21 protein-coding genes and 1 other annotated feature are annotated in these 21,829 nt (G+C 28.7%); all 21 genes read right to left on the bottom strand.

The annotated features are described in order from the left end of the window. Positions 1-66: 66 nt before the first annotated feature. The gene (locus BUA92_RS10910) at positions 67-759 is read right to left on the bottom strand and encodes a response regulator transcription factor (protein WP_073019447.1); all 693 of its coding nucleotides are present in this window, start codon (positions 757-759) and stop codon (positions 67-69) included. 2 nt (positions 760-761) lie between these two features. Next, the gene (locus BUA92_RS10905; protein ID WP_073019445.1) at positions 762-2,231 is read right to left on the bottom strand and encodes a HAMP domain-containing sensor histidine kinase; all 1,470 of its coding nucleotides are present in this window, start codon (positions 2,229-2,231) and stop codon (positions 762-764) included. 62 nt (positions 2,232-2,293) lie between these two features. Then, positions 2,294-3,493: an ABC transporter permease gene (locus BUA92_RS10900; RefSeq protein ID WP_073019443.1), complete on the bottom strand. Its 1,200-nt coding sequence runs from the start codon at positions 3,491-3,493 to the stop codon at positions 2,294-2,296. Between the two features lie 11 nt (positions 3,494-3,504). Then, a complete protein-coding gene (locus BUA92_RS10895; RefSeq protein WP_021803377.1) occupies positions 3,505-4,212 on the bottom strand; it encodes an ABC transporter ATP-binding protein in 708 nt (235 codons plus the stop codon). A gap of 12 nt (positions 4,213-4,224) precedes the next feature. Then, positions 4,225-5,400, bottom strand: a complete 1,176-nt coding sequence (locus BUA92_RS10890; protein ID WP_073019441.1) for an efflux RND transporter periplasmic adaptor subunit — start codon at positions 5,398-5,400, stop codon at positions 4,225-4,227. Positions 5,401-5,569: 169 nt separating this feature from the next. Beyond that, entirely contained in the window at positions 5,570-6,634 is a 1,065-nt protein-coding gene (locus BUA92_RS10885) for an HD-GYP domain-containing protein (protein ID WP_073019438.1), read from the bottom strand. Between the two features lie 137 nt (positions 6,635-6,771). Next, positions 6,772-7,641 (bottom strand): S66 family peptidase, encoded by an 870-nt coding sequence (locus BUA92_RS10880; RefSeq protein WP_242950135.1) that lies wholly within the window; start codon positions 7,639-7,641, stop codon positions 6,772-6,774. An 84-nt stretch (positions 7,642-7,725) separates the two neighbouring features. Then, a complete protein-coding gene (locus tag BUA92_RS10875; RefSeq protein ID WP_073019436.1) occupies positions 7,726-8,208 on the bottom strand; it encodes a ferritin family protein in 483 nt (160 codons plus the stop codon). Positions 8,209-8,357: 149 nt separating this feature from the next. Further along, positions 8,358-9,209: an undecaprenyl-diphosphate phosphatase gene (locus BUA92_RS10870; protein WP_073019434.1), complete on the bottom strand. Its 852-nt coding sequence runs from the start codon at positions 9,207-9,209 to the stop codon at positions 8,358-8,360. Positions 9,210-9,212: 3 nt separating this feature from the next. Next, the gene (locus BUA92_RS10865) at positions 9,213-11,174 is read right to left on the bottom strand and encodes an FtsX-like permease family protein (RefSeq protein ID WP_073019433.1); all 1,962 of its coding nucleotides are present in this window, start codon (positions 11,172-11,174) and stop codon (positions 9,213-9,215) included. Continuing rightward, positions 11,161-11,937, bottom strand: coding sequence for an ABC transporter ATP-binding protein (locus BUA92_RS10860; RefSeq protein ID WP_073019432.1), 777 nt, complete (start codon positions 11,935-11,937; stop codon positions 11,161-11,163). Before BUA92_RS10860 ends, BUA92_RS10865 begins: the two co-directional genes overlap by 14 nt. 15 nt (positions 11,938-11,952) lie before the next feature. Further along, the gene (locus tag BUA92_RS10855) at positions 11,953-12,753 is read right to left on the bottom strand and encodes a DUF368 domain-containing protein (protein ID WP_073019431.1); all 801 of its coding nucleotides are present in this window, start codon (positions 12,751-12,753) and stop codon (positions 11,953-11,955) included. A gap of 107 nt (positions 12,754-12,860) precedes the next feature. Then, positions 12,861-13,907, bottom strand: a complete 1,047-nt coding sequence (locus tag BUA92_RS10850) for a sensor histidine kinase (RefSeq protein ID WP_073019492.1) — start codon at positions 13,905-13,907, stop codon at positions 12,861-12,863. Between the two features lie 19 nt (positions 13,908-13,926). Further along, on the bottom strand, positions 13,927-14,619 hold the full coding sequence (locus tag BUA92_RS10845; RefSeq protein ID WP_073019430.1) for a response regulator transcription factor: 693 nt from the start codon (positions 14,617-14,619) through the stop codon (positions 13,927-13,929). Between the two features lie 22 nt (positions 14,620-14,641). After that, positions 14,642-15,358: a hypothetical protein gene (locus tag BUA92_RS10840; RefSeq protein ID WP_073019429.1), complete on the bottom strand. Its 717-nt coding sequence runs from the start codon at positions 15,356-15,358 to the stop codon at positions 14,642-14,644. A gap of 97 nt (positions 15,359-15,455) precedes the next feature. Further along, on the bottom strand, positions 15,456-17,180 hold the full coding sequence (locus tag BUA92_RS10835) for a proline--tRNA ligase (protein ID WP_073019428.1): 1,725 nt from the start codon (positions 17,178-17,180) through the stop codon (positions 15,456-15,458). 54 nt (positions 17,181-17,234) lie between these two features. Continuing rightward, positions 17,235-17,490, bottom strand: a binding site (T-box leader). 326 nt (positions 17,491-17,816) lie between these two features. Continuing rightward, positions 17,817-18,551 carry a 4Fe-4S binding protein gene (locus BUA92_RS10830; protein WP_073019427.1) on the bottom strand — a complete coding sequence of 245 codons (735 nt, stop codon included), beginning with the start codon at positions 18,549-18,551 and terminating at the stop codon, positions 17,817-17,819. Beyond that, positions 18,551-18,985 carry a DUF3021 domain-containing protein gene (locus tag BUA92_RS10825; protein ID WP_021803390.1) on the bottom strand — a complete coding sequence of 145 codons (435 nt, stop codon included), beginning with the start codon at positions 18,983-18,985 and terminating at the stop codon, positions 18,551-18,553. The genes BUA92_RS10830 and BUA92_RS10825 overlap by 1 nt, the downstream gene beginning before the upstream one ends. Before the next feature lie 15 nt (positions 18,986-19,000). After that, the gene (locus tag BUA92_RS10820) at positions 19,001-19,447 is read right to left on the bottom strand and encodes a LytTR family DNA-binding domain-containing protein (protein WP_073019426.1); all 447 of its coding nucleotides are present in this window, start codon (positions 19,445-19,447) and stop codon (positions 19,001-19,003) included. Between the two features lie 186 nt (positions 19,448-19,633). Next, positions 19,634-21,130, bottom strand: coding sequence for a sensor histidine kinase (locus tag BUA92_RS10815; RefSeq protein ID WP_073019424.1), 1,497 nt, complete (start codon positions 21,128-21,130; stop codon positions 19,634-19,636). A 128-nt stretch (positions 21,131-21,258) separates the two neighbouring features. Next, positions 21,259-21,819, bottom strand: a complete 561-nt coding sequence (locus tag BUA92_RS10810; RefSeq protein ID WP_073019422.1) for an accessory gene regulator ArgB-like protein — start codon at positions 21,817-21,819, stop codon at positions 21,259-21,261. Positions 21,820-21,829: the final 10 nt, after the last annotated feature.

Genomic DNA, 21,829 nt, shown 5'->3' with positions numbered 1-21,829 from the left:
CTAATAAAAATCTACTAATAATTATCTCTCACTATTAGTAGATTGTACATAAAAATATTATTCTTTTTATACCTCAAATCTATATCCTATTCCCCAGATAGTTTCAATATAATGTGGTTTTGAAGAGTCAGATTCGATTTTTTCTCTTATTTTTCTTATATGAACTGTTACTGTTGCAATCTCTCCTGCGGAATCCATACCCCATATTCTTTCAAACAACTCTTCTTTTGAAAAAACTCTATTTGGGTTACTAGCTAGTAATAATAATAAATCAAATTCTTTAGTTGTAAAATTTATTTCTTTATCATTTATGAATATCCTTCTGGAGGTTTTATCTATAGTAATTCCTCTAATCTGTATTATATCCTGCTCTTTTTTACCACTTCCATTTACTAAACGCTCGTATCTTAAAATATGTGCTTTAACCCTTGCAACTAATTCATTGGGACTAAATGGTTTAGTCATATAATCATCTGCACCAAGCCCTAAAGCCCTAATCTTATCTATATCTTCTTTTTTAGCTGACACCATAAGAATAGGTATATCTTTTTCGATACGAATTCTTTTACATATCTCAAAACCATCCATTGTTGGAAGCATAACATCTAATATAACTAAAGCATAATCTTCATGTTGAACTTTATAAAAACCTTTATCTCCACTACTTTCTATATCAACACTGAAGCCATTAATCTCCAAATAATCTCTCTCTAACTCTGCAATGCTAATATCATCTTCTATTATTAGAACTCTCTTCATATTTACCCTCCCAACCTATCTTTTTTTAACTTAAAGAAAATACTAGTTCCTCTATTTAATTCACTTTCAGCCCATATTTCGCCTTGATGTTCCTCTATTATTTTTTTTACTATAGCAAGGCCTAACCCGCTTCCTCCTCCTATAGTCTCTCTAGCTGCATCTCCTCTATAAAATCTCTCAAATATATTTGGTAGTATTTCTTTATCTATTCCTTTTCCATTATCTTTTATTTCAACTATTACCTCATCATTTTTCTCGATTATATTTATATCTATTTTTAAAGCCTTGTCATCTTTATATTTCATAGAATTTTCAATTATATTTAATATAACTCTCTTAAGCTTTTGAACATCAGCTTTAACCATGATTGTAGATGTTGGAATGTGCGATGTTAATTCTATATTATTTTTAGCAATATCAAAAGAAAGCTCTTCTATACAATCCTTCATAAATTCTGTAAAATCAACTTGTTGATAATGAAACTGTAATTTATTAATATCAAGTTTGGAGAATAAAAATAAATCATCTATTAAGATATCCATGTATTTTGCTTTGGCATGTATGGTGTTTATGTATTTGTTCATTTTTTCTGGAGTATCAGCTATTCCATCTTTTATTCCTTCAACATATCCTTTAATAGACGTTATAGGAGTTTTTAAATCATGAGATATATTAGAAATTAATTCTTTTCTATTATCCTCATATTGCTGCTGTAATTCTATAGACTCCTTAAGTCTTATCCTCATATTCTCAAAAGAATTTCCTACTTGAGCTATTTCATCCTTTGAGTCAATATTTATTTTATAATCTAAGTTTCCTTGTTTAATCTCATTAGCTGCATTTTCTAATTCCTTTAAGGGTTTTATTATGCTCTTATAGACTAAGTAAGTTAATATTCCATGAGTACTAACTAAAATCAAACAAATCCCTATAAGAAGCCCGCTTATATTCCTTTTAAATAATTGAGTTAAGTGGGATTTATCTAATATATAAAATACGCTACCTTCACTTCCATCTTTAAAATAAAAATCTTGTTGTCCTAATGTAACTTGTTTTTTCTCTTCGTAAATCTCTTCCATAGTGACTTCTTCTAAGTTAAACCTTGGTAGCTTTGAGGTATCAAGATTAGTTTTTATTTCTTCTGATACGTAAACTATATCTTCGTTTTTTCTTACCACTAAGCCAGTATATTCTAATTGTCTATTATTTTCTAGAGACTCCATAAAATCATTATCTAAAAACTTATCAGAATTCTGAATGCTTTGATTGTTTACAAATTTCATCATTCTATTAGTTGAAGCTACTACCTGAGTATAAAAATCCAACTTATCTACAGGACCTTTTGCACCAATACTATATTTTGTACTACCTTCCAATAAAGAAGTAAATATATGGCTCAAAGCTAATATGAGAATAAATGGAATTACTAGCATTGCTATATATGAAAATCCTAATCTTCCTTTAATAGACATCTTCTATCTCCTTAAATATCATTATAGTGGACAAGAATTTCTTGCCCACTATAATGTAACTATTATTCATATCTAAGTGCATCTATTGGATCTAAGTTAGCTGCCTTTTTAGCTGGATATATTCCAAAGAACATTCCTATAGATGAGGAGAATATTATTACTCCTAGTACCATTCCAATAGATATTGATGGAGCTATTCCTGCTGCTAGACCTATAAGCTCTGCTCCTATATAGCCTAGTGTCATGCCGATTAAACCGCCAATTAATGAAACTATAGAGGATTCAGTTAGGAATTGAATAAGTATAGTTTTTGTTGTAGCTCCTATGGCTTTTCTTATACCTATTTCTCTAGTTCTTTCAGTTACTGATACCAGCATTATATTCATAACTCCTATACCACCTACTAAAAGAGATATTCCAGCAACCGCTGCAACAAAAGTTGTAAATATGCCTAACACATTATCAACTTGAGATAGTATGTCTAACATACTTTGTGCCTTATATACTTCCTTACCAGAATTATTGTGTCTACTTTCAAGTATACTGATTGCACTGTTTGCCGCATCATTTACATCATCTTTTGAGGTTGATGTTACAGTTATTGAATATATCTTACTTGTTGTTGGATAAAGATTTTGTACAAAAGTAATAGGTGTTACTATAGTGGCTCTATCTGAACCCTGTGGTCCCATGTTTTGTGATTCTGTAACTCCTATTATGGTTACACTTTTACTGGTTCCTTCTGCTCCTATTTTAACTGATTCTCCAACTACATCTGAAAATCCAAAAAGCTCTTTAGCAGAATTTTCATCAATTAAAGCAACTGCTTTACTATTTAACACATCATTTTCGCTAAAAAATCTTCCATATAATATATTTGTATTATTTATAAGAGCATAATCTTCGTTAGCTCCATTAATAGTTGCATCTCTTTTTTTATCATTTGAGCTTACCTTTCCTCTTTGAGAAACCGTAGGGGTTACATATTTTACTGTATCAACCTTTGTTCTTACAGCTTCTATATCTTTTAAGGTTATGTTATCTCCGTCTACAGATTTATTAGTATCTACACTAACAGTTACATTGTTAGTTCCAATTTTCTCAAACTCTCCTACAATACTATTTTTACCACCAGCCCCTAAGGATAAAATAATTATAACTGAACTTATTCCTATAATTATTCCAAGCATAGTAAGGAAGGATCTCATTTTATTAGATTTTATGCTATCTATTGCCATTTTAAAATTTTCTATAAAATTCATATTTAGCCCTCCTATAATCTAGTTCTGTCTTCTACAGGCTTATCTTCTACTATTACTCCATCTTTAAACCTTACGATTCTCTTAGTATACTTAGCTACATCTGGCTCGTGAGTAACCATTATTACAGTTGCTCCCTCATCATTTATATCTTGAAATATTTTCATGATATCAAATGTAGATTTTGTGTCTAAATTTCCTGTAGGTTCATCTGCCATTATTATAGTAGGTTCATTAACTATAGCTCTAGCTATTGCAACTCTTTGCTTTTGTCCACCTGATATTTCTGTAGACTTATTATGAAGTTTATCTCCTAACCCTACTTTTTCTAAAGCTTTTATAGCTCTTTCTCTTCTGACTTTAGGTGAAACTCCTGCATAAATCATAGGAAGCTCAACATTTTCTAATACTGTCATTCTAGGAAGTAAATTAAATGCTTGAAATACAAAGCCAATTTCTTTATTTCTTATAAATGCTAACTCATCATCTTTAAGCATAGAAATGTTTTTACCATTTAAGTAATACTCACCTTCACTCATTTTATCAAGGCATCCTAATATATTCATAAGGGTTGATTTACCTGAACCTGATGCTCCCATTATAGATGTAAACTCTCCCTTTGTAATTTTTAAATCTACTCCTTTTAATGCTTTAAAGGTTACTGATCCAGTCTCATATATCTTTACTATATTTTTAATTTCAACAACATTTACATCACTCAATTTAATATCCTCCTACTTTACTACAGTTCCGTCTTTAATTGTATCTGTAGGATTAAGGATTACCTTAGCACCAGTTGTTACTCCCTCTACTTGAACTTCAGTATCAGACTGAATTCCCTTAGTAACTTCCTTCTCTACCGCCTTATTATCTTCAACTATATAAATAACACTCTTTCCTGTTTTATCTGTTTTAAGACTTTCTGTTGGTACCTTAATTACATCTTTTGCTTCATTTAATAATATATCTACATCTGCTTCAAATCCTATTTTAAGTTCTGGATTTACATCCGTTATATTAATATCAACACTAAGATTAGCCTCTCCACTTGTAGAAGTTTTTGCAACTTCAGCTGTAGGAGATATATAAGAAACCTTACCCTTATACTCTTTTCCATTATTTTTAATTACTGCATCTTGACCAATAGTTACTTTAGCTGCATCATATCTACTTAGAGATAAAGTAACTTTTAAATTTGCTACATTCTGAACTGTTACAGCCGCTTGTTGTATATTTCCTATAGCTCCTTCTGCCACATTTACTACTGTTACTACTCCATCTATATCAGCTGTTATACTACTTACTCCTTTAGATAAATTGCTGTTTGCATTATCTAAAGTTAGTTTAGCAGAGCTTATACTATTATCTGCTTGTTGAAGCTTTGTATCTGATATTGGTGCTAATGCTGCTTTTTTCTGTTCTTGAGTAGCCTTATCTTGATTTAAAATTTGTAATGAATCTATTTCAAATGGATCATCCTTAATTTTTTCTATTTTAGCATTTATCTCTTTAATATTTTTATCATATTCAGCTATCTTATTTTTAATATCATTATTTTGATTTACTAAATCCTGCTTTTGAAGTAAAGCATTATTATATTGTATTTCTGCTTGTTTTACTTGAGTATTTAAATCTTGTTGATCATAAGTTACTAATACATCACCTTTTTTAACTGTATCTCCAACTTTAACATTTACTTTTGTTACTTTTGCTTGTGCACCATAATAATCTTTAACTTCTTGCGATTTAACTAAAGCTGTACTAGATAAATATACCTGCAAGTCTCCTTGCATAACTTCTGATGTTTTAACTGTACTTCCTTGATTTCTAGCTCTATTTATTCTATTTAAACCAAATACTCCTCCAACAACTACTACAGCTATGATTATTGCTATTACTTTCTTTTTCATTTATGTAACCCCCATAGTTTTACTTTATGTAATTATCTTATATAGTAAGTATAAACTAATATTAAATAAGTTATTATCTATGTATAAAATAAGTATTAAATTTTTCTAAAGTTAATTTTTTACATTTAAATAAGATGTATAAATTATAACAATTCATACATCTTATTTACTACAAAATTAAATTCTCTACAACAATATTTTTTTCTTTTTTTATGTCTATAAACTTATCTTCACATAATAAAAGAGGTTCGGAGATATTGTTTATATCAATTTGAATTATTTTACCTACATTGCCATCACTCAATAAAACATTTTCTCCCATATAGTAATTAATTATATGTTTTAAAAAAATATCACAATACTCATAGTTTAACTTTCTTAAGCCCTCTTCTTTTATTATTTCTAAAGCCTCTAATGCACCCTTTTTCTTCTTATAACCTCTATTAGAATTAACAACATCAAATACATCAGCTATAGCTATTATTTTTGAAAAAATATGTATTTTATCACCTTTAATTCCTAATGGATATCCTGATCCATCTTCTCTTTCATGATGCATTAATACACCATAACTTACAGAACTATCAAGAAAAGAAATTTCCTTTATATGATTATATGTTATTGTAGGATGTTTTTCTATTTCTTTAATCTCATCTTTTCTTAATTTGTCTTTTTTATTTAATATTTGGGGATTTATTTGAGTTTTTCCAAAGTCATGTAATATAGCTGAATAGGTTAATAGATTTATTTTTATTTCATCTAATCCAATCCATTTACCCAAAACAGCGCTTAATGCCGCAACATTTACGCTATGTCTATATATTGCATCATCTCCGCTTCCTTTTATTACAATATTTTTAATTACTGAGCTTGTTGATTTTAATTCTTCTTGAATTTTTTTAGCAAACTTTCTAACTTCTTCAATTCCATTGCTTTGTATGCTATATATACCTTCAAATATGTCTTTCATATTATCAGTTAACTTTTGAAAGCTTTCTTCAATTTCTTCTATAGATTTTTCTTTTTCCAAAAACATATTTTCATATAGCTGTGATTTATCATCGTAAATTTCTATTTTATCTAAAATATATTGATTTTTTAGTTTATGTATAATATTTTCTGTAAGATATGTATCTTGAACTAATAACACTCTTCCATTAACCTCTATGTCTTTTGATAACACCATTCCATCCTTCAAGTCTTCAATATATGTAAGCTTTACTCTTTTTTCCAAAACCTCTCCCCCTTATTATCCCAATATAAATTCCTATATCTTCTATATCGTTCCAAATATAATTATCTAAATGATTATGTGAATAAATAAAAAACATCTAATACTTTCCCATTAGATGTTTTTTTATTATTATTTAATTATTCTCTCATAAACTTTATCTTTTTTCCTATAGCTATACTTTTACTATTTTGCCCATGCCCTAGCTCATTTGTTTTTATTATTGGTAGATCTAAATCCCCTAAAATATCTAACAAAATCTCCTCAGTTTTTGGTGTATAATTTTTCTCCTCCATCTCGCTAAAGCTACCTAATATTATTCCCTTTACATTTTTAAAAACATCTAGCTGTTCATATTGAGTTAAGTAGGTTGTTATTTTAGAGACATCCCCACCTAGGCTCTCTAAAAATAAAATCTTATCTTTAAAGTCTCCCATATATTTTGTTCCTGCTAGCTTCAAAAAACATCGGATATTCCCCCCAACTATTTCTCCACTCATCTTTTTCCCTCTAATCCATTTATAATTAAAGTTCAATAAATCAGTACTTCCTTCAAAAAAGAAACTTTTAAATAGCTTTAATTGTTCTTCTTTGTACTCTCCAACAAGGTTTCTAAGTTGATAATAATACGTATCTATTCCACTTAAATCATGGAGTGGATTTAATAAAACTGATAAATCGCTATACCCAAAGAATGGTTTCTTATTACTCCCTATCTCATTAAAATCTAAGTATTTTAAAACCCCATTGGCTAAATCTCCTCCAGATATATCAAATATGGCTTTAACTGACTTATCTTTAAAAAGCTTCATAAGTCCTTCAGCCTTCTCTTTTGGAGTTCCATTATAAACATCCTTACTTCTGTAAATTTCATTTCCATAAACAAACTTCAGCCCTAAACTTACTAAAATTTCTTCTAGTTGCTTTATTTTCTTGTTACTTTCAATAGGCAGCCCATTTGAACAGGCTATTAACCCAATAGTATCTCCAACTTCAATCATATTTCTCATATAAATCAACGTCTCCCTTTTTTACTTTTTATAATTGTATCAATTAATATAAAAAGCATTCAACCCTTAATTGAATGCTTTTATTTACATGTTAGTATTTATCTTTTTAAGTACACTTTCTAACTCCCTAACATGCTCTTCTTCTTGGCTTATTATTACCGTCAACAACTTATAATTATTAGTTTCCATATCATTAGGTTCACTAACAAATAGTCCTCTTATCCTTTTAACTAAAGCCAAATAATCTTTTTCAAAACCTATAGCCAAATCCAATAAATCTTTAACTTCATGTATTTCTTTACTCATACTCAAATGCATAAATTCATATACTAATTTACTTGCTTTATCGTATATATCAAATTCAACGTCTATATCCTCACAGTTCAGTATATTATCTCTAAAGTCTTCATAAATCTTTACATGTTTTCTTTCTTGGTTAGCTAATGCCTTAGCTAAAATTTTTATATTCTCTTGACCTTCAAGTCCTTCTGATTTTTTTATATAAAGCTTTGCACCAAGCTCCTCTATCTTAATTATTTTATCTATCAAGTCTGTCAGCTTATACATTAATCTTCATCTCCCTAATAAATTTACCCTGTATAATCTTACACCTCAATTTAGTATATTACAATATATTAAATTCTATCTGATTAAACATAAAAAAGCCTATGTGTATTAATAAACACATAAACTTTTTAATCTACCTCTTCTACTATTTAACTAATACTAAATAATCCTGAAAAGCCAGCTATTAGAATCATTATTCCAAATACCATTCTATATATAACAAATACCTTCATAGGCTTTTTCTTTAAGTACTCTATAAACTTTTTTATTACAATTAATGCAACTATAAACGATACTAGAAAGCCTACTACTAATGACATTATTTCAATTGAAGTCAATGTAGAAACTCCTCCAATTTTGATAAATTTTAAAAGACTCATTCCCATCATTACTGGTATAGCCAAGAAGAATGAAAACTCCGCTGCTGCTACTGTAGATAATCCAGCTATCCATCCACCTATTATTGTAGAGGCAGATCTAGACATCCCTGGTATTATAGCTAAACATTGAAATAAACCTATAATTATTGCTTGTTTAGGGTTAATATTTATTTCTTTAGCACCTGAAACATTTCTAAATCTATTTTCAGCGTAAAGCATCCATACAGCACCTAAAACTAAAGTAATAGCAACAGATACGGTATTAAATAAATACTTATCTGCTAAATCGTCTAAAGTTAATTGAACTACAGCACCTGGAATACATGCTATAACTATCATAAACCAAAACTTAAAACCAGACTTTTCATAACCAACTTTTCCTGGGAAAAAGTTTAGTAGAGTTTCTTTTATTTTTCTCCAATATAAAACTACAACTGCAAGTATTGCTCCTAACTGTATAACATATGCATACATATTTACATAGGTTTCATTATCACCTTTAAACCCTAATAGATTCTGAAATATTATTATGTGACCTGTTGAAGATATAGGAAGAAACTCTGTTATCCCTTCAACCACACCTATTATAGCTGATTTTATTAAAAAAATTAAATTATCCATTACTTATCCTTTCCAAACTTTTATTTGTTTAATATACATGGTTTTGGCAAATTTATAATATGCTAGTTGAATAAGGGCGAAAATTAATGTTGTAACTACAAAATATGCTGATAGGTTATCATTTAATAAATTGCTTAATGCTTTTATAGCAAAAAATGTATGAGAAATAGAAACTATAAAAGGAATAAAAAATATTATAAAAATCTGGCCCTCTACTGTCTTCTCTATTTCTTCATTTGTTATTCCTATTTTCTTTAATGCTATAAATTCATATCTATCCTTTTGAACTTCATTGAATATTTTAAAATATAATATACTATTAGTTGAGATAAAAAATATTATAGATATAAAGCTTCCTATGAAGAGAAGCAAGGACATAGTTTTAATAAGGGGCGAATATCTTTGTATCCTCTCAATAAAAGACTTTCCTATATCATTATTAAATAAATTTCCAACCTCACTCATCGAGTTCAAATCATTATTAAAGTTTTTGAAATTGTATCCATAATATATAATCTTATTATTTTCACTAGTGTAACTTAGTATTTTGTTATACAATCCATCTTCTAAAACAGCTGTATTAGCATTGGTATTCTCATAGTCATCATTTATTACTCCACCACTAATCTCATTTTTTATATTCAATTCCACAATTGATTTATCTACACCTAAATCTATCCTATCTTTCTCATCTATAAAATACTGACTTCCAATCCCCCCCATAACATTATAAGTACGTATTATAACCTCATCATCCTTTAAGTTTACTGTTTCTCTTCCCTGCTTTAAAGCCAATTTATTATAATCATAATTAGACATTACGTAAAAGTCCTTTTTGTTATTAATCGTATTAAGATTACCCTTTTTAGGCTCTCCTGCATCTAAGTTCTCAGCTTTTATTAATGTTATATTTATTTTATCTTCTATATCATATCCATTTGAAACTAATATTTCAGACACTAATTTCTCATTATTTTCTCCAGTTCTCTCAATAAAGTCAAAATCCTGTGGGAAATTAAGTTTTATACTGTTTAATACATTCTTTTGTACTGAATAGACACTTATTATAGCCGTTAAACTAATAGCACTAAATATTGAAACAATAAAGAGAATTATACTATTATCTTTTATTTTGTAAATTAACTGAGATACAGTTATTAAGTTTATTCCTTTGTAATACTTTTTTTTATTTTTCTTTAATCTATCTGTTAACAATATACTTAACTGAGAGTACAATAAATAAGTTCCTAATATAGTTATAACTAAAATAGGTATCATTGTAACTTCTATTGCTCTTCCTGAAAATAAAGCTAATCCATAACCTAATACTAAAAGGAATAAACATAATACAGCTTTTCCTGTAGAAAATTTTGTTTCATATCTAGCCTCTTGTTCTTCCTTTAAAAGCTCAATAACACTCCTCTTTTTTATTCTGTAACTGCATATATAATTTATTAGCTGAGATAAAATTACAAATCCCACTAAAGTTAATAAAGTTACTCTTTTAGATATATGAAATTTTATTACTTCGTCTAAATCTAAAATCACAGTTATAATTAAAAAAAATAATCTTGAGAATATTACTCCTACTATAATTCCAGTAATTATAGAAACAAGTGAAAACAACAGATTTTCTATAGATATGTATAAAGTTATATTAAAATTAGTAAATCCAAGAGTTTTCAAAAGTGCAAATTCTCTTTTACGTTTTTTTAGGAAATTAGAAATAGAATAACTAGAGAAAATTAAGGTAAACACTACTATAGTAATTTCACAAAAATAGATTATGATTTTTATAACTCTATCCATATTATTTAGTTCTTGAATATTCCCTACCTCTAAGTTATAGAGAAAGTTTCCAAACATAAAAAATATCATTATTATAATTACATTACTTAAATAGTACATAATGTATTTGCTTAAATTTTCTCTCATATTCTTGTATACAACATCACTTAAGGTCATTATAGCTCCTCCTTATATCTCCCAAGAGTGAAAGTGAGTCTATAATTTCCTTAAAAAAAGTTTCTCTACTATTTCGCTTAACTATATCAAGAAAAAACCTTCCATCCTTTATCATGATAACTTTATTACAAAAGCTTGCTACAAAAGGATCATGAGTAACCATTAAGACAGTAGCTTTTTTGTCTTTATTCAATTTACTTAACCCATCCATTATGTCATAAGCTGATTTAGAATCTAAACTTCCTGTAGGTTCGTCTGCAAAAATAATAGAAGGATTATTGATTAAGGCTCTAGCACAAGCTACCTTCTGCCTCTGACCACCGGAAATCTCGTAAACTCTTTTACCTAATATACTTCTTATATCCAAAAATTCAGTTATACTTCTAAGTCTTTGTTCTATTTCTAAAATTTCAACCTTCTCCAAAGCTAATGGTAAAAGTATATTCTCTTCAATAGACAGCGACTCTAAAAGATTAAAATCTTGAAATATAAATCCTATCTCTCTACGTCTAAATAAAGATATCGCCTTGTCATTTAAGGTGGAAGGGTTAATATTACTAATACGTATTTCTCCTGAGGATGGATAATCTAATGTGGCTAGGATATTAAGAAGTGTTGTTTTTCCACTTCCTGAAGGTCCCATAACCCCTATAAACTCTCCATCTTCTACAGTCATACTAAAATTATTTAAGGCTTTAACTTTCATGCCTCCTTTTTTAGGCGCATATATTTTAGTTATGTTTTTTGCTTCTAGTATACTCATTACCCTTCCCCCAAATTAAGTATCTCTACTCATGTATTTAATAACTGTAAATCCCACAATAAATGTGATTATACAATATATTATATCAAATCCTTCTGGTATTCCTGAAAATACTTCTAATAAAGACCCAATTACAAAACCTAATATAAGTAAATAAGTTTTACTCGGATACTTCTGAAGCAAGTTTTCTATAAGCTTTGTAGTAGATAACGTCCCTATCACAGCTCCTATTACTATTGGAAGTAAATAAGCAAGGTTAAAAGTATTTATAGCTTCTAAAGTAATACTATATAGTCCTAAAGTTAAAAGCATAAATGAAGTGCTTATTCCTGGAAGAATAAGAGCTACAGCTATTATAAAACCAGCTATTACAAGAAATATTGTACTCTTAACACCAGTATCCGTAGCTAAAGTAAGTACTGCACTTGGCTGTAAAGTCATTATAAATACAATTATAAAACCTATAACTAAAAACATTAAGTCTGATTTTTTTCTTTCAGGACTCAATGATTTTTTATATAAAACAGGAATCCCCCCGCATATTATACCTAAAAACAGATAAATCATTGGATTCTCATACTTAACTAGTGCCTGTTCTATAATTTTACTAAATGCACCCATACCCACAACAGCACCTATTCCAATTTGAATTAGAAATAAACTATTCTTTTTCCAATCTTTAAAAAAAGAACTAATAGAATGAATTAAATCATCATACACACCTAATATTATTGCCATAGTTCCTCCACTAACTCCTGGAACTAAGGTTGCCAAACCTATAACTACACCTTTTATAACAGTAACTATATTACCCATTCTATCCTCCTAAATTAAAAAGTATATTTATATTGTAAAAAAAATAGAGAAACCTACATATCGATTTCTCTTTCAACTTAACTTACATTTCTTTCAATTTTGTAAGACTACATATTAAATATACTCTTTTCTTTATTAAATGCTACATAAAACTTGCTTCCTACTCCCTCTTCAGACTCAACCCAAATTCTATGCCCAAGCTCATCACACACTTTTTTAGATAGATATAATCCCATCCCTGTTGATTCATTTATTTTTCTTCCATTTTTACCTGTAAAAAAAGCTCTAAAAACCCTTCCCACATCCTCTTTAGCTATACCTATTCCATTATCTTCAATAACCAATATATTTTCTTTATCTTCCTCTTTTATAATAAAGCTTATACCTTTTTTTTCACTATCCTTTGAATATTTTACACCATTAATAAGCAATTGATTTATCACAAAATATAAAGATTTTCTATCACTTCTTACTATTAAATTTTCTTTTCCTTTAATCTTTGGATAAACTCTATTTTTTATAATAAGCTTCTTATTATCATTTATAACTTCTCTAAGTAACTCATTAAGGTGTATATTTTCTACTACAAAATCTAAATTAAACTTATTCAATCTAGCATTATAAAGAACCATCTCTAATCCATGGTATAACTTATCATTTTCTTCCCCTATACTTTCAAAGGCTTCATTCCCATCATTATTAACAGCTTCTTGCACAAGAAGATTAATAACAGATACCGGCGTTTTCATCTGATGTACCCATTGATTTATAAATTCCAAATACTCGTTATGTATATCTTCATATCTAGTTATTTCCTGTTTGTAATTTCTATATAGCTTTGTTAGAATAACTTGAAAAATTTCCTGTTCTCTTGTTACTCCTTGTACATCGTAGAGTAAATCATCTAAATCTATATCAGAATTTACTAAGGTACTTAATTGTTTATAGAAATCTCTATTTTTTCTATAATCATAGACTAAAAAAACACTAAGCAAAATAACTGATATCAATAAAGAATATACTATATTCTCAAAAAATACTTCTTTTAAAGATATTAATAAAGTGAGATGCATGGTCAATATAACCAATAAAATAGCTACAAAATAAATAACTATGTATCCTATCCTATCTTTAAGGTATTGAAAAAAATTTATTTCCTTATTCATAGATTAATTATCTCCAATTATTTATAAGTTTATATCCTTGTCCTCGTTTGGTTTCAATAGAATCTTTAATACCTATATCTTCAAGTTTTTTTCTTAACCTAGTTATATTAACTGAAAGAGTATTATCATCTACAAAATCGATATCACTCCATAAAGCTTCAAGCAGCATATCTCTATTTACAATCTTATTTATGTTCTTTACAAGAGTAAATAAGAGCACAAACTCATTTTTACTTAAGTCAATCTTTTTATCTCTAAATTCTATAATATTTTTATCAGTATAAATAAATAATCCTTCTACCTCAAAGACCTCTTGGGATACTCCCTCTGAATAACTCCCATAAACTCTTCTTATTACCCCTTTTATCTTTGCAAGCAATACCTCATATGAGAAAGGTTTAGTTATATAATCATCTCCACCATTTTCTATAGCTCTAACTTGATCTATATCTGAATCTCTTGCAGATATAAATACAATAGGAACATTTGACACAGTTCTTATATCCCTACACCAATAAAACCCGTCATAAAAAGGAAGATTAATATCCATAAGTACTAAACTTGGATTGTTTTTTATAAACTCACTTTTTATATTAGAAAAATCCTCAACCTCTTGAATATTATATCCATATCTTTCAAGATGATTTTTAATAAGTTCCCGTAACTTTTTATCATCTTCTATAAGCATAATACTGTACATAAAATCTCACCTACCCTATAAATTATTTCTCAAATAGTATCCTATAAGGTTTTGCATGCTCCTCAGCTAAATCTTCGACTAGTTCATTGAAGTGTTTACTGTTTATATTTATTTTAACATTATTATCTTTAACTATCTCAGTTATATCCAATAAATTATATATCGTTCCAAAGGTAGCTAAATTTATTTTATATCCATCTTTAAAATAAACTTTGTAATACAAACTTCCACCAGATTTATGTTCTTTAACATAGATAGAAACCTCTTCAATATCTTTATAGCTGTAGGTTTTATCCTTAAAATTTAATAAATTATGCTTCTCTATCCTATCTTCAAATACTACATAATAATTATTTATTCCATATAAATATGCCACTAATAAGACTGTAGACAAACCAGCAAAAACTAAATTATACTGTAATTTTTTACTTCTATTCTTTTTATATACACCACTATAAACAGGCGTATACTCTAAAGGTTCATATGCATCATTTCTAAATTTAAAATATATATACAATAATATAACTAAAAGTATAGGTATAACCATAAGCATAATATAATTCAATACAGAAGTATCAAGCAACATATATCCCTTAGAATTTCTACTAATTACCTTAAAGGTTAAAATTCCCATTCCTCCCATATAAGCCAAAACAATGATGACGGTTATAATTATTATTCCTATCCTTTTAAAGAATCCTCCTATAGAATCTACCCCTCTAAATAAATCATTATACAAAATAAAGTTCCCCCAACCTACTATTAAAGCCCTCTATCTAAGAGGGCTTATGATGATTATATTATAATTTGCTATTTTTTTCAAATAAATAGCCTTGTTACATATTGCTATTAGATCTTAAATCAGAAACTATCTTCAATATGGATTCTAATGCATTTTCCATTGGTACATTTATAGAAAAGCTCTTATCTCTGGCAACAACTTCTACGATATTTTGTTTTAAATTTCTTGGACTAACAACTACTCTTACTGGTACGCCTAACAGGTCAGCATCTGAAAACATAACTCCTGTGCTTACAGAACGATCATCATAAATAACCTCTATCCCCTTTTGTTGCAATTTTTTATATAAATTATCTGCACATTCCTTTATTTCAGTATTATCAGATCGTACCGCACATAAATGAACATGCCATGGAGCAATTGATATTGGCCACCTTGGACCAAATTCATCATGATGAGCCTCACAAACTGCCGCTGCAAGTCTACCTACGCCAATACCATAACAACCCATTATAGGATTTTGTGAATTACCATCTTGATCAAGGTAAGTCATGTTCATAGATTTAGTATATTTATCGCCAAGTTGAAAAATATTGCCTACTTCTACCCCACGTGAAATTGTAATAGCTGGGTTTCCGCAATTAGGACATATACCACCTTCAATAACTTTCCCAAAGTCATGATACTCAACATCTCCAATATCACGACTAATATCTAATCCAGTATAGTGATACTCCTCCTTGTTAGCACCACAAGAAAGATTGTTAGTGTTTTCAAGTGAAGAGTCAAAAAGCAGGATAAAATCACCTTCTAAATTATATGGTCCTATATATCCTGGAGTAAGTCCACTATCTTCAGTAATTATTGCTGGATGAATTTCTTCCCCTAAATAATTCGATAATTTAGTTTCATTTACCTCTATATCTCCACGTATAAATAACACAACATACTTATCGTCCGAATTTCTTTGATATACAACAGCTTTACAAGAAAGGCTTTCTTTACTATTTAAAAACTTACAAACTTCTTCAATGGTATGAATATTTGGTGTATGAACAAGTGTCAGTTTTTCTGAAACTTCATCTTTATTATTATAAACTATACTTTTAGCAGCTTCTATATTTGCACGATAATCACATTCTTTACATATAGCTATTGAATCCTCTCCAATAGGAGTTAAAAGCATAAATTCATGTGATATACTTCCCCCCATCATACCAGAATCAGAGGCTACTGATATTACTTCTGGTATCCCTGCTCTTTTATAAATTCTTTCGTAAGCTTTATAACAACTAGAATAGTATTCTTCCAAATCCTCTTTACTTGTATGGAAAGAATATGCATCCTTCATAGTGAATTCACGAACACGAATTAATCCTGCTCTAGGACGAGCCTCATCTCTAAATTTAGTTTGTATTTGATAAATCATAAATGGGTATTTTAAATAACTCTTCCCATATTCACGTACAAGTTGAACAGCCGCCTCCTCATGTGTCATACCAAGAACCAGAGGGCTTTTATTTCTATCACTAAATCTAACAAGTTCGTTACCTATACTTTCATATCTCCCAGATTCTTCCCATAAGCTTGCAGGCATAACTACTGGAAACTGTACTTCCTGTCCTTCAATCCCATCCATTTCTTCACGCATAATCTGCTCTATTTTTCTTGTGATTCTTTTCAGTGGAGTATATGAAGAATAGATTCCATTGGAAACACTTTTTATATATCCTCCTCTAACCATTAATGCATGACTATCAACTACGCAATCAGATGGTCTTTCTTTAAAACGATCACCAATTAATTTTTCAAGTTTCATATTAATACCTCCCTTTTTATTTAAAGAACAAAAAAGCCCTAGATTGAAAAATCAATCTAGGGCGAACTATAACCAAGTCCACGGTACCACCTAAATACGGAATAAATCCGTTCTCATTAAGTACAAGATAATTATCTGATACTTTATCTCTGTTACGGGAGAACCCGGTGGAACTTACTGAAAAAAGATATCTTTTTCCGTTCAGCACACAGCTCAAAGATTGGTTGGGTATCTGTTCATTAAAGGCTCGCACCAATGCCTTCTCTCTGATAAATCCAAGATACTTACTATTTCTCATCATGGCCTTTTGTATTCACCTTAATCTTACTATAGATTCAAAGCGTAGTCAATTAACCTGTTTAGATAGGTATTATTATTTTATCCTACAAGAACAGCAACTCTTCTAAAGAAAGACTTTTCTAAATATCTCTCCCATTAATAATTACCTAATTAAATAAGTATCTAATTAAGTAATTAGGTACTTAGATACTTAGATATGGGTATACGGTGATACTTAAATGCATAGATAATTAAGTAATTAAGTAATTACCTAATTATCTATGCATTTAAAATAGTTAAAATAGTTAAAATAGTTAAAATAAATCCAATAAAGCCCCTAAAGAGGCTTTATTAGATTTATTTATCAGTACTAAAAGTTATTTTAATGGCTTTCTTAGGGCAAGAGTCTACACATTCCCCACATAATATACACTCTAGGTTGTGCATTTTTTCTTTCTTAACCATTGAGTTTACATCTAAACTCATAGGGCATTTTTTGTTGCAAATACTACAGCTTATGCATTTATCCTTTTCTCCTTCTAAATGAAGTGATGGATATTTAAAGATATTCTTTATCTTAGTTCCTATAATCATAAATGGAGCCATCCAGCAAACATAGTGACAAAAACTGCGTCTACCTAAAGTTAATGCTAATATAGTAACTAATGCTATTACACCATAATATACTACATAAGCTTGTATACTTATTGTTGATATGCCATACTGAGTTTGATAAAAGAAGTCAGTTCTTTTTATTCCCCCAGCTAAGAAAAACATGCTAATTATCGAAGCTATCCAAGGAACCCAGATAAAGAACTTTATCCAATTCAATACACCTCCCTTTGCCTTTTTATCTACTACCATTGAACAACATTCTTGAAGACCGCCAGCTGGACAAAGCCATCCGCAGAAACCTCTTCCAAATAATAATGAGAATATAAACATTAGTATAAACACTACAGCACTTCCTGTAATTATTCCTTCTGAAGCTCCCATAACAATTAGATAAGGTGAAAAATAATACAGAGTTATAGGGAATAATAAAAAGGACATTAATATCATTGTTTTTCTTATTTTTTGCCTTTTCACCATCACTTCCTCCTACTATCTAACTTTAAGTTAATATTTTTAATATATATCTTCATTTGAATATAACAAAAAATCCATATTATAAAATACATTCCTATGAAAATTATAGAAGTGGATATAATACTATTAATATCATCAACAAACCACCTAGCTTTAATTGCACAAGGGAAATAAACAATAGCAACTCCCATACAGTGAATTATAGTTGCTGTTAACATACTTAATCTATTTGATTGAAATAACATGTTAAGAGCGCCAAAAGCAAATCCAACTATGGCTGAGGAAATATACTGTGTGATTAAAAAATCACTAGTAAAAGTGGCTGTTTCTCCATTTAACAACATCATAATAACTCCGATGGTATGAATAATAAAAATTCCTATGACACTTCCCTGAATTCCTCTTGCTAACATTTCTTTTAGATTTTTTAAACTCATATAAATCTCTCCTCCCTATAGTCCTAAATATTCTTTGATTTTTTTTACGTATCTTCGAGATGAATACTCCACATCACCGTTCATAAATCTTATACATAAGGTTCCATTGAAAGACATCTCTAAATTTTTTATCTTATCTATATTTGCTATTACTGAATTAGATATTCTTATAAAGTTTGTTCCTTCTAATTGTTCTTCAAGTTCATATAACTTGGATTTTATCTGCAGTGAATATTTCTCAATCTTTGCTAATACTTTTTGGTTCTCAGCGTAAAAATAATAAACTTCATTAGGATTCACTAAATATATCTTTTCATCTTTAATTCCTTTAAAAACTTTACCTTGGGTTTTATTTATCTTATTAATAATTTCTTTGATCTCTTCAGTGACTTCACTTGTAAAAATCACTATTTTACTTTCCTTAAGATCTGGTTCTATTTTAATTTCTAACTTTAAACTCATAATTTACGCCCCTTTCTCTCCTTCTATGGTAAGTATAAAATATATTTTTTACTTTAACTACAATTAATATATAGATGGTAGAAAATCATATATACATGGCATCAATTAAGTGCAAAGATCAGATAAAATTAAAAGAAGTCACTACAAAACCAAATTAACTTTAGCTTTGTGGTAACTTCTTTTTTATTAATCAAAATATACATTTGAAAATTCTACATTAACAGTCCTAACTAAACCATCATCCATTAAATTACCTTTAAGGATATCTTCTTCCTCTACTATTTCTATAGGTAGTATAACTTTAAACGCACTTCCTTGACCAATCTTACTTTCTAATTTTATCTCTCCACTTAGTGCATTCACTAGAAGATTAACTATATATAGACCTATTCCTGTACCTTCTGATTCTCTTGTAAGGCTATTATTAACTTGTCCAAATCTTTCAAAAATCACTTTTTGTTTATCTTCTGGTATCCCAGGGCCCTCATCCTTCACAGTAATAGATACTAGTCCATCATTTTCTTCTATGTCCACATATATATTCCCTTTAATAGGTGAAAACTTTATAGCATTAGATAATAAATTTAGTAATATTCTTTCGTATTTTTCATCATCTATTCCTAGATATATTTCCTTTGAAGATGAGCTACACTCTATGTTCACATTCTTCTCATTTGCATATACTAAAATAGATTTTATAATTAGCTTAGTCATCCTTACAATGTCCATATTTTTTTTATTTACTTTTAGATATCCAGCATCTGCTCTTGTTATATCAAGTAAGTTATTAACCAATCTCACTTGTTGTAGTGAGCTTTGATATATCTTTTTGATATACTTCTTTGCAATATCACTTAACTCATTTTTACAGATTAATTCTATAGCTTGTACAGCTGACATTGTAACTGTAAGAGGAGTTTTAAACTCATGTGATATAAAGGAAAAGAACTTTTCTTGATTACTTAAAGTCCTCTCTAATTCATCATTTTCCTCTAATACTATATGGGATTGTTCCTCAATCAACATCTCAGTTAAGTATCTTTCAGTTATTTCTTCTGTCATCTCTGCTACATATTTCATTTCTCCATCTTCATGTATAGGTATAAGCGTTCCCTTCCAAAAAGTTCTTCCTCTTTTGAAATTGTCATATGCATATTCATCTACATGGACTATTTTCTTTTGGGATAATACTTCTCTCCATAGTTGCTCTGAAGGGCTTCCTTTCCATCCAGTTACAAACTCATGTATTTTTCTTCCATATGTATTTTCTCTTATATCAAAAGGGGTATCAAAAAAATCTAGATAAGTTTGATTAGCTTTAAGTAATCTAATATCTGGAACTGAAAAAATAGCCATACCTAGTCTGTTTTCATTATATAATTCCTCAAAAAATAAAAACTTATCTTTTAATTTAGTTCCTTTATTTACTTTAAACATAATCAAGTTATCTTCTAATTCTATATTAACTTCTATTGCTTCATAATCTTTTGTAAATATAAAGTAATTTTTTTCTTTCTCTATTTCTTTTATATCAAAAGTAGCTTTTAAAAGGCTCAAAACTTCTGATATATGTTTATTAACTATATCTTCTCTTAAGTATTGAATTAAATCTAAAAACTCATTAGTTACTTTAATTACTATGTAATCTCTTAAGTGCAACATATAATAAACTTCTTCTCTCATGTCTTCCCCTTTTTATCTATCTACTCTTACTAATTAATACTACCACAATATTCATTTATTATCTATATATGGTATCGCCTAAATAAAATAAAAGACTTACCTTTTACTTAGATAAGTCTTAATAAATTCTATTGATTAGATTTTCTTTTATTAAACATTAGAAGTGCTTGAAAAATCATCATCCAGGTAATAGTATTGCTCACTACTTCTAATCTATAAAATATAAGTGCTATTATTATAAATACTGAACTTAATATAATTCCAATATTCCTATTTTTAATTAATAAATCTTCTCTAGTTATTGGCATAGCTGAATTCACTATAGGTGCTTGATTCCATATACAATATAAAGATACTATCCCTAATATTAGTTTGCCCAAGAGATTAATATCTACATTGTAACTTAGGTAGATTACGCTTCCTATTATAAATACAGTGCTAAAAAAACATTTTATCTGGCTATCTTCATGATATCCGCCTATAAATGGTTTTGTAGTTATCATGGTTATTATAGCAACTAAGGCATATATAGGTTTACCTATTAACCAGAATATAGCAAAGGTTCCAATGGTTTTTAAGGCTTCAAAAACAAAAACTTTTAAAGCATATTCTACCTGTTGCTCTTGATCTTTAGTATAATTATTTACTTTAGATATGTACTGTGCAGTAATAGATATAAGCTTCCTCATATATCATTAC

The sequence above is a fragment of the Clostridium intestinale DSM 6191 genome (genome assembly GCF_900130055.1).
GTDB classification, from domain to species: Bacteria; Bacillota; Clostridia; order Clostridiales; family Clostridiaceae; genus Clostridium_T; species Clostridium_T intestinale.
The sequence above is the reverse complement of the archived record's forward strand: the minus strand, read 5'-3'. Positions and strand labels throughout refer to the sequence as shown.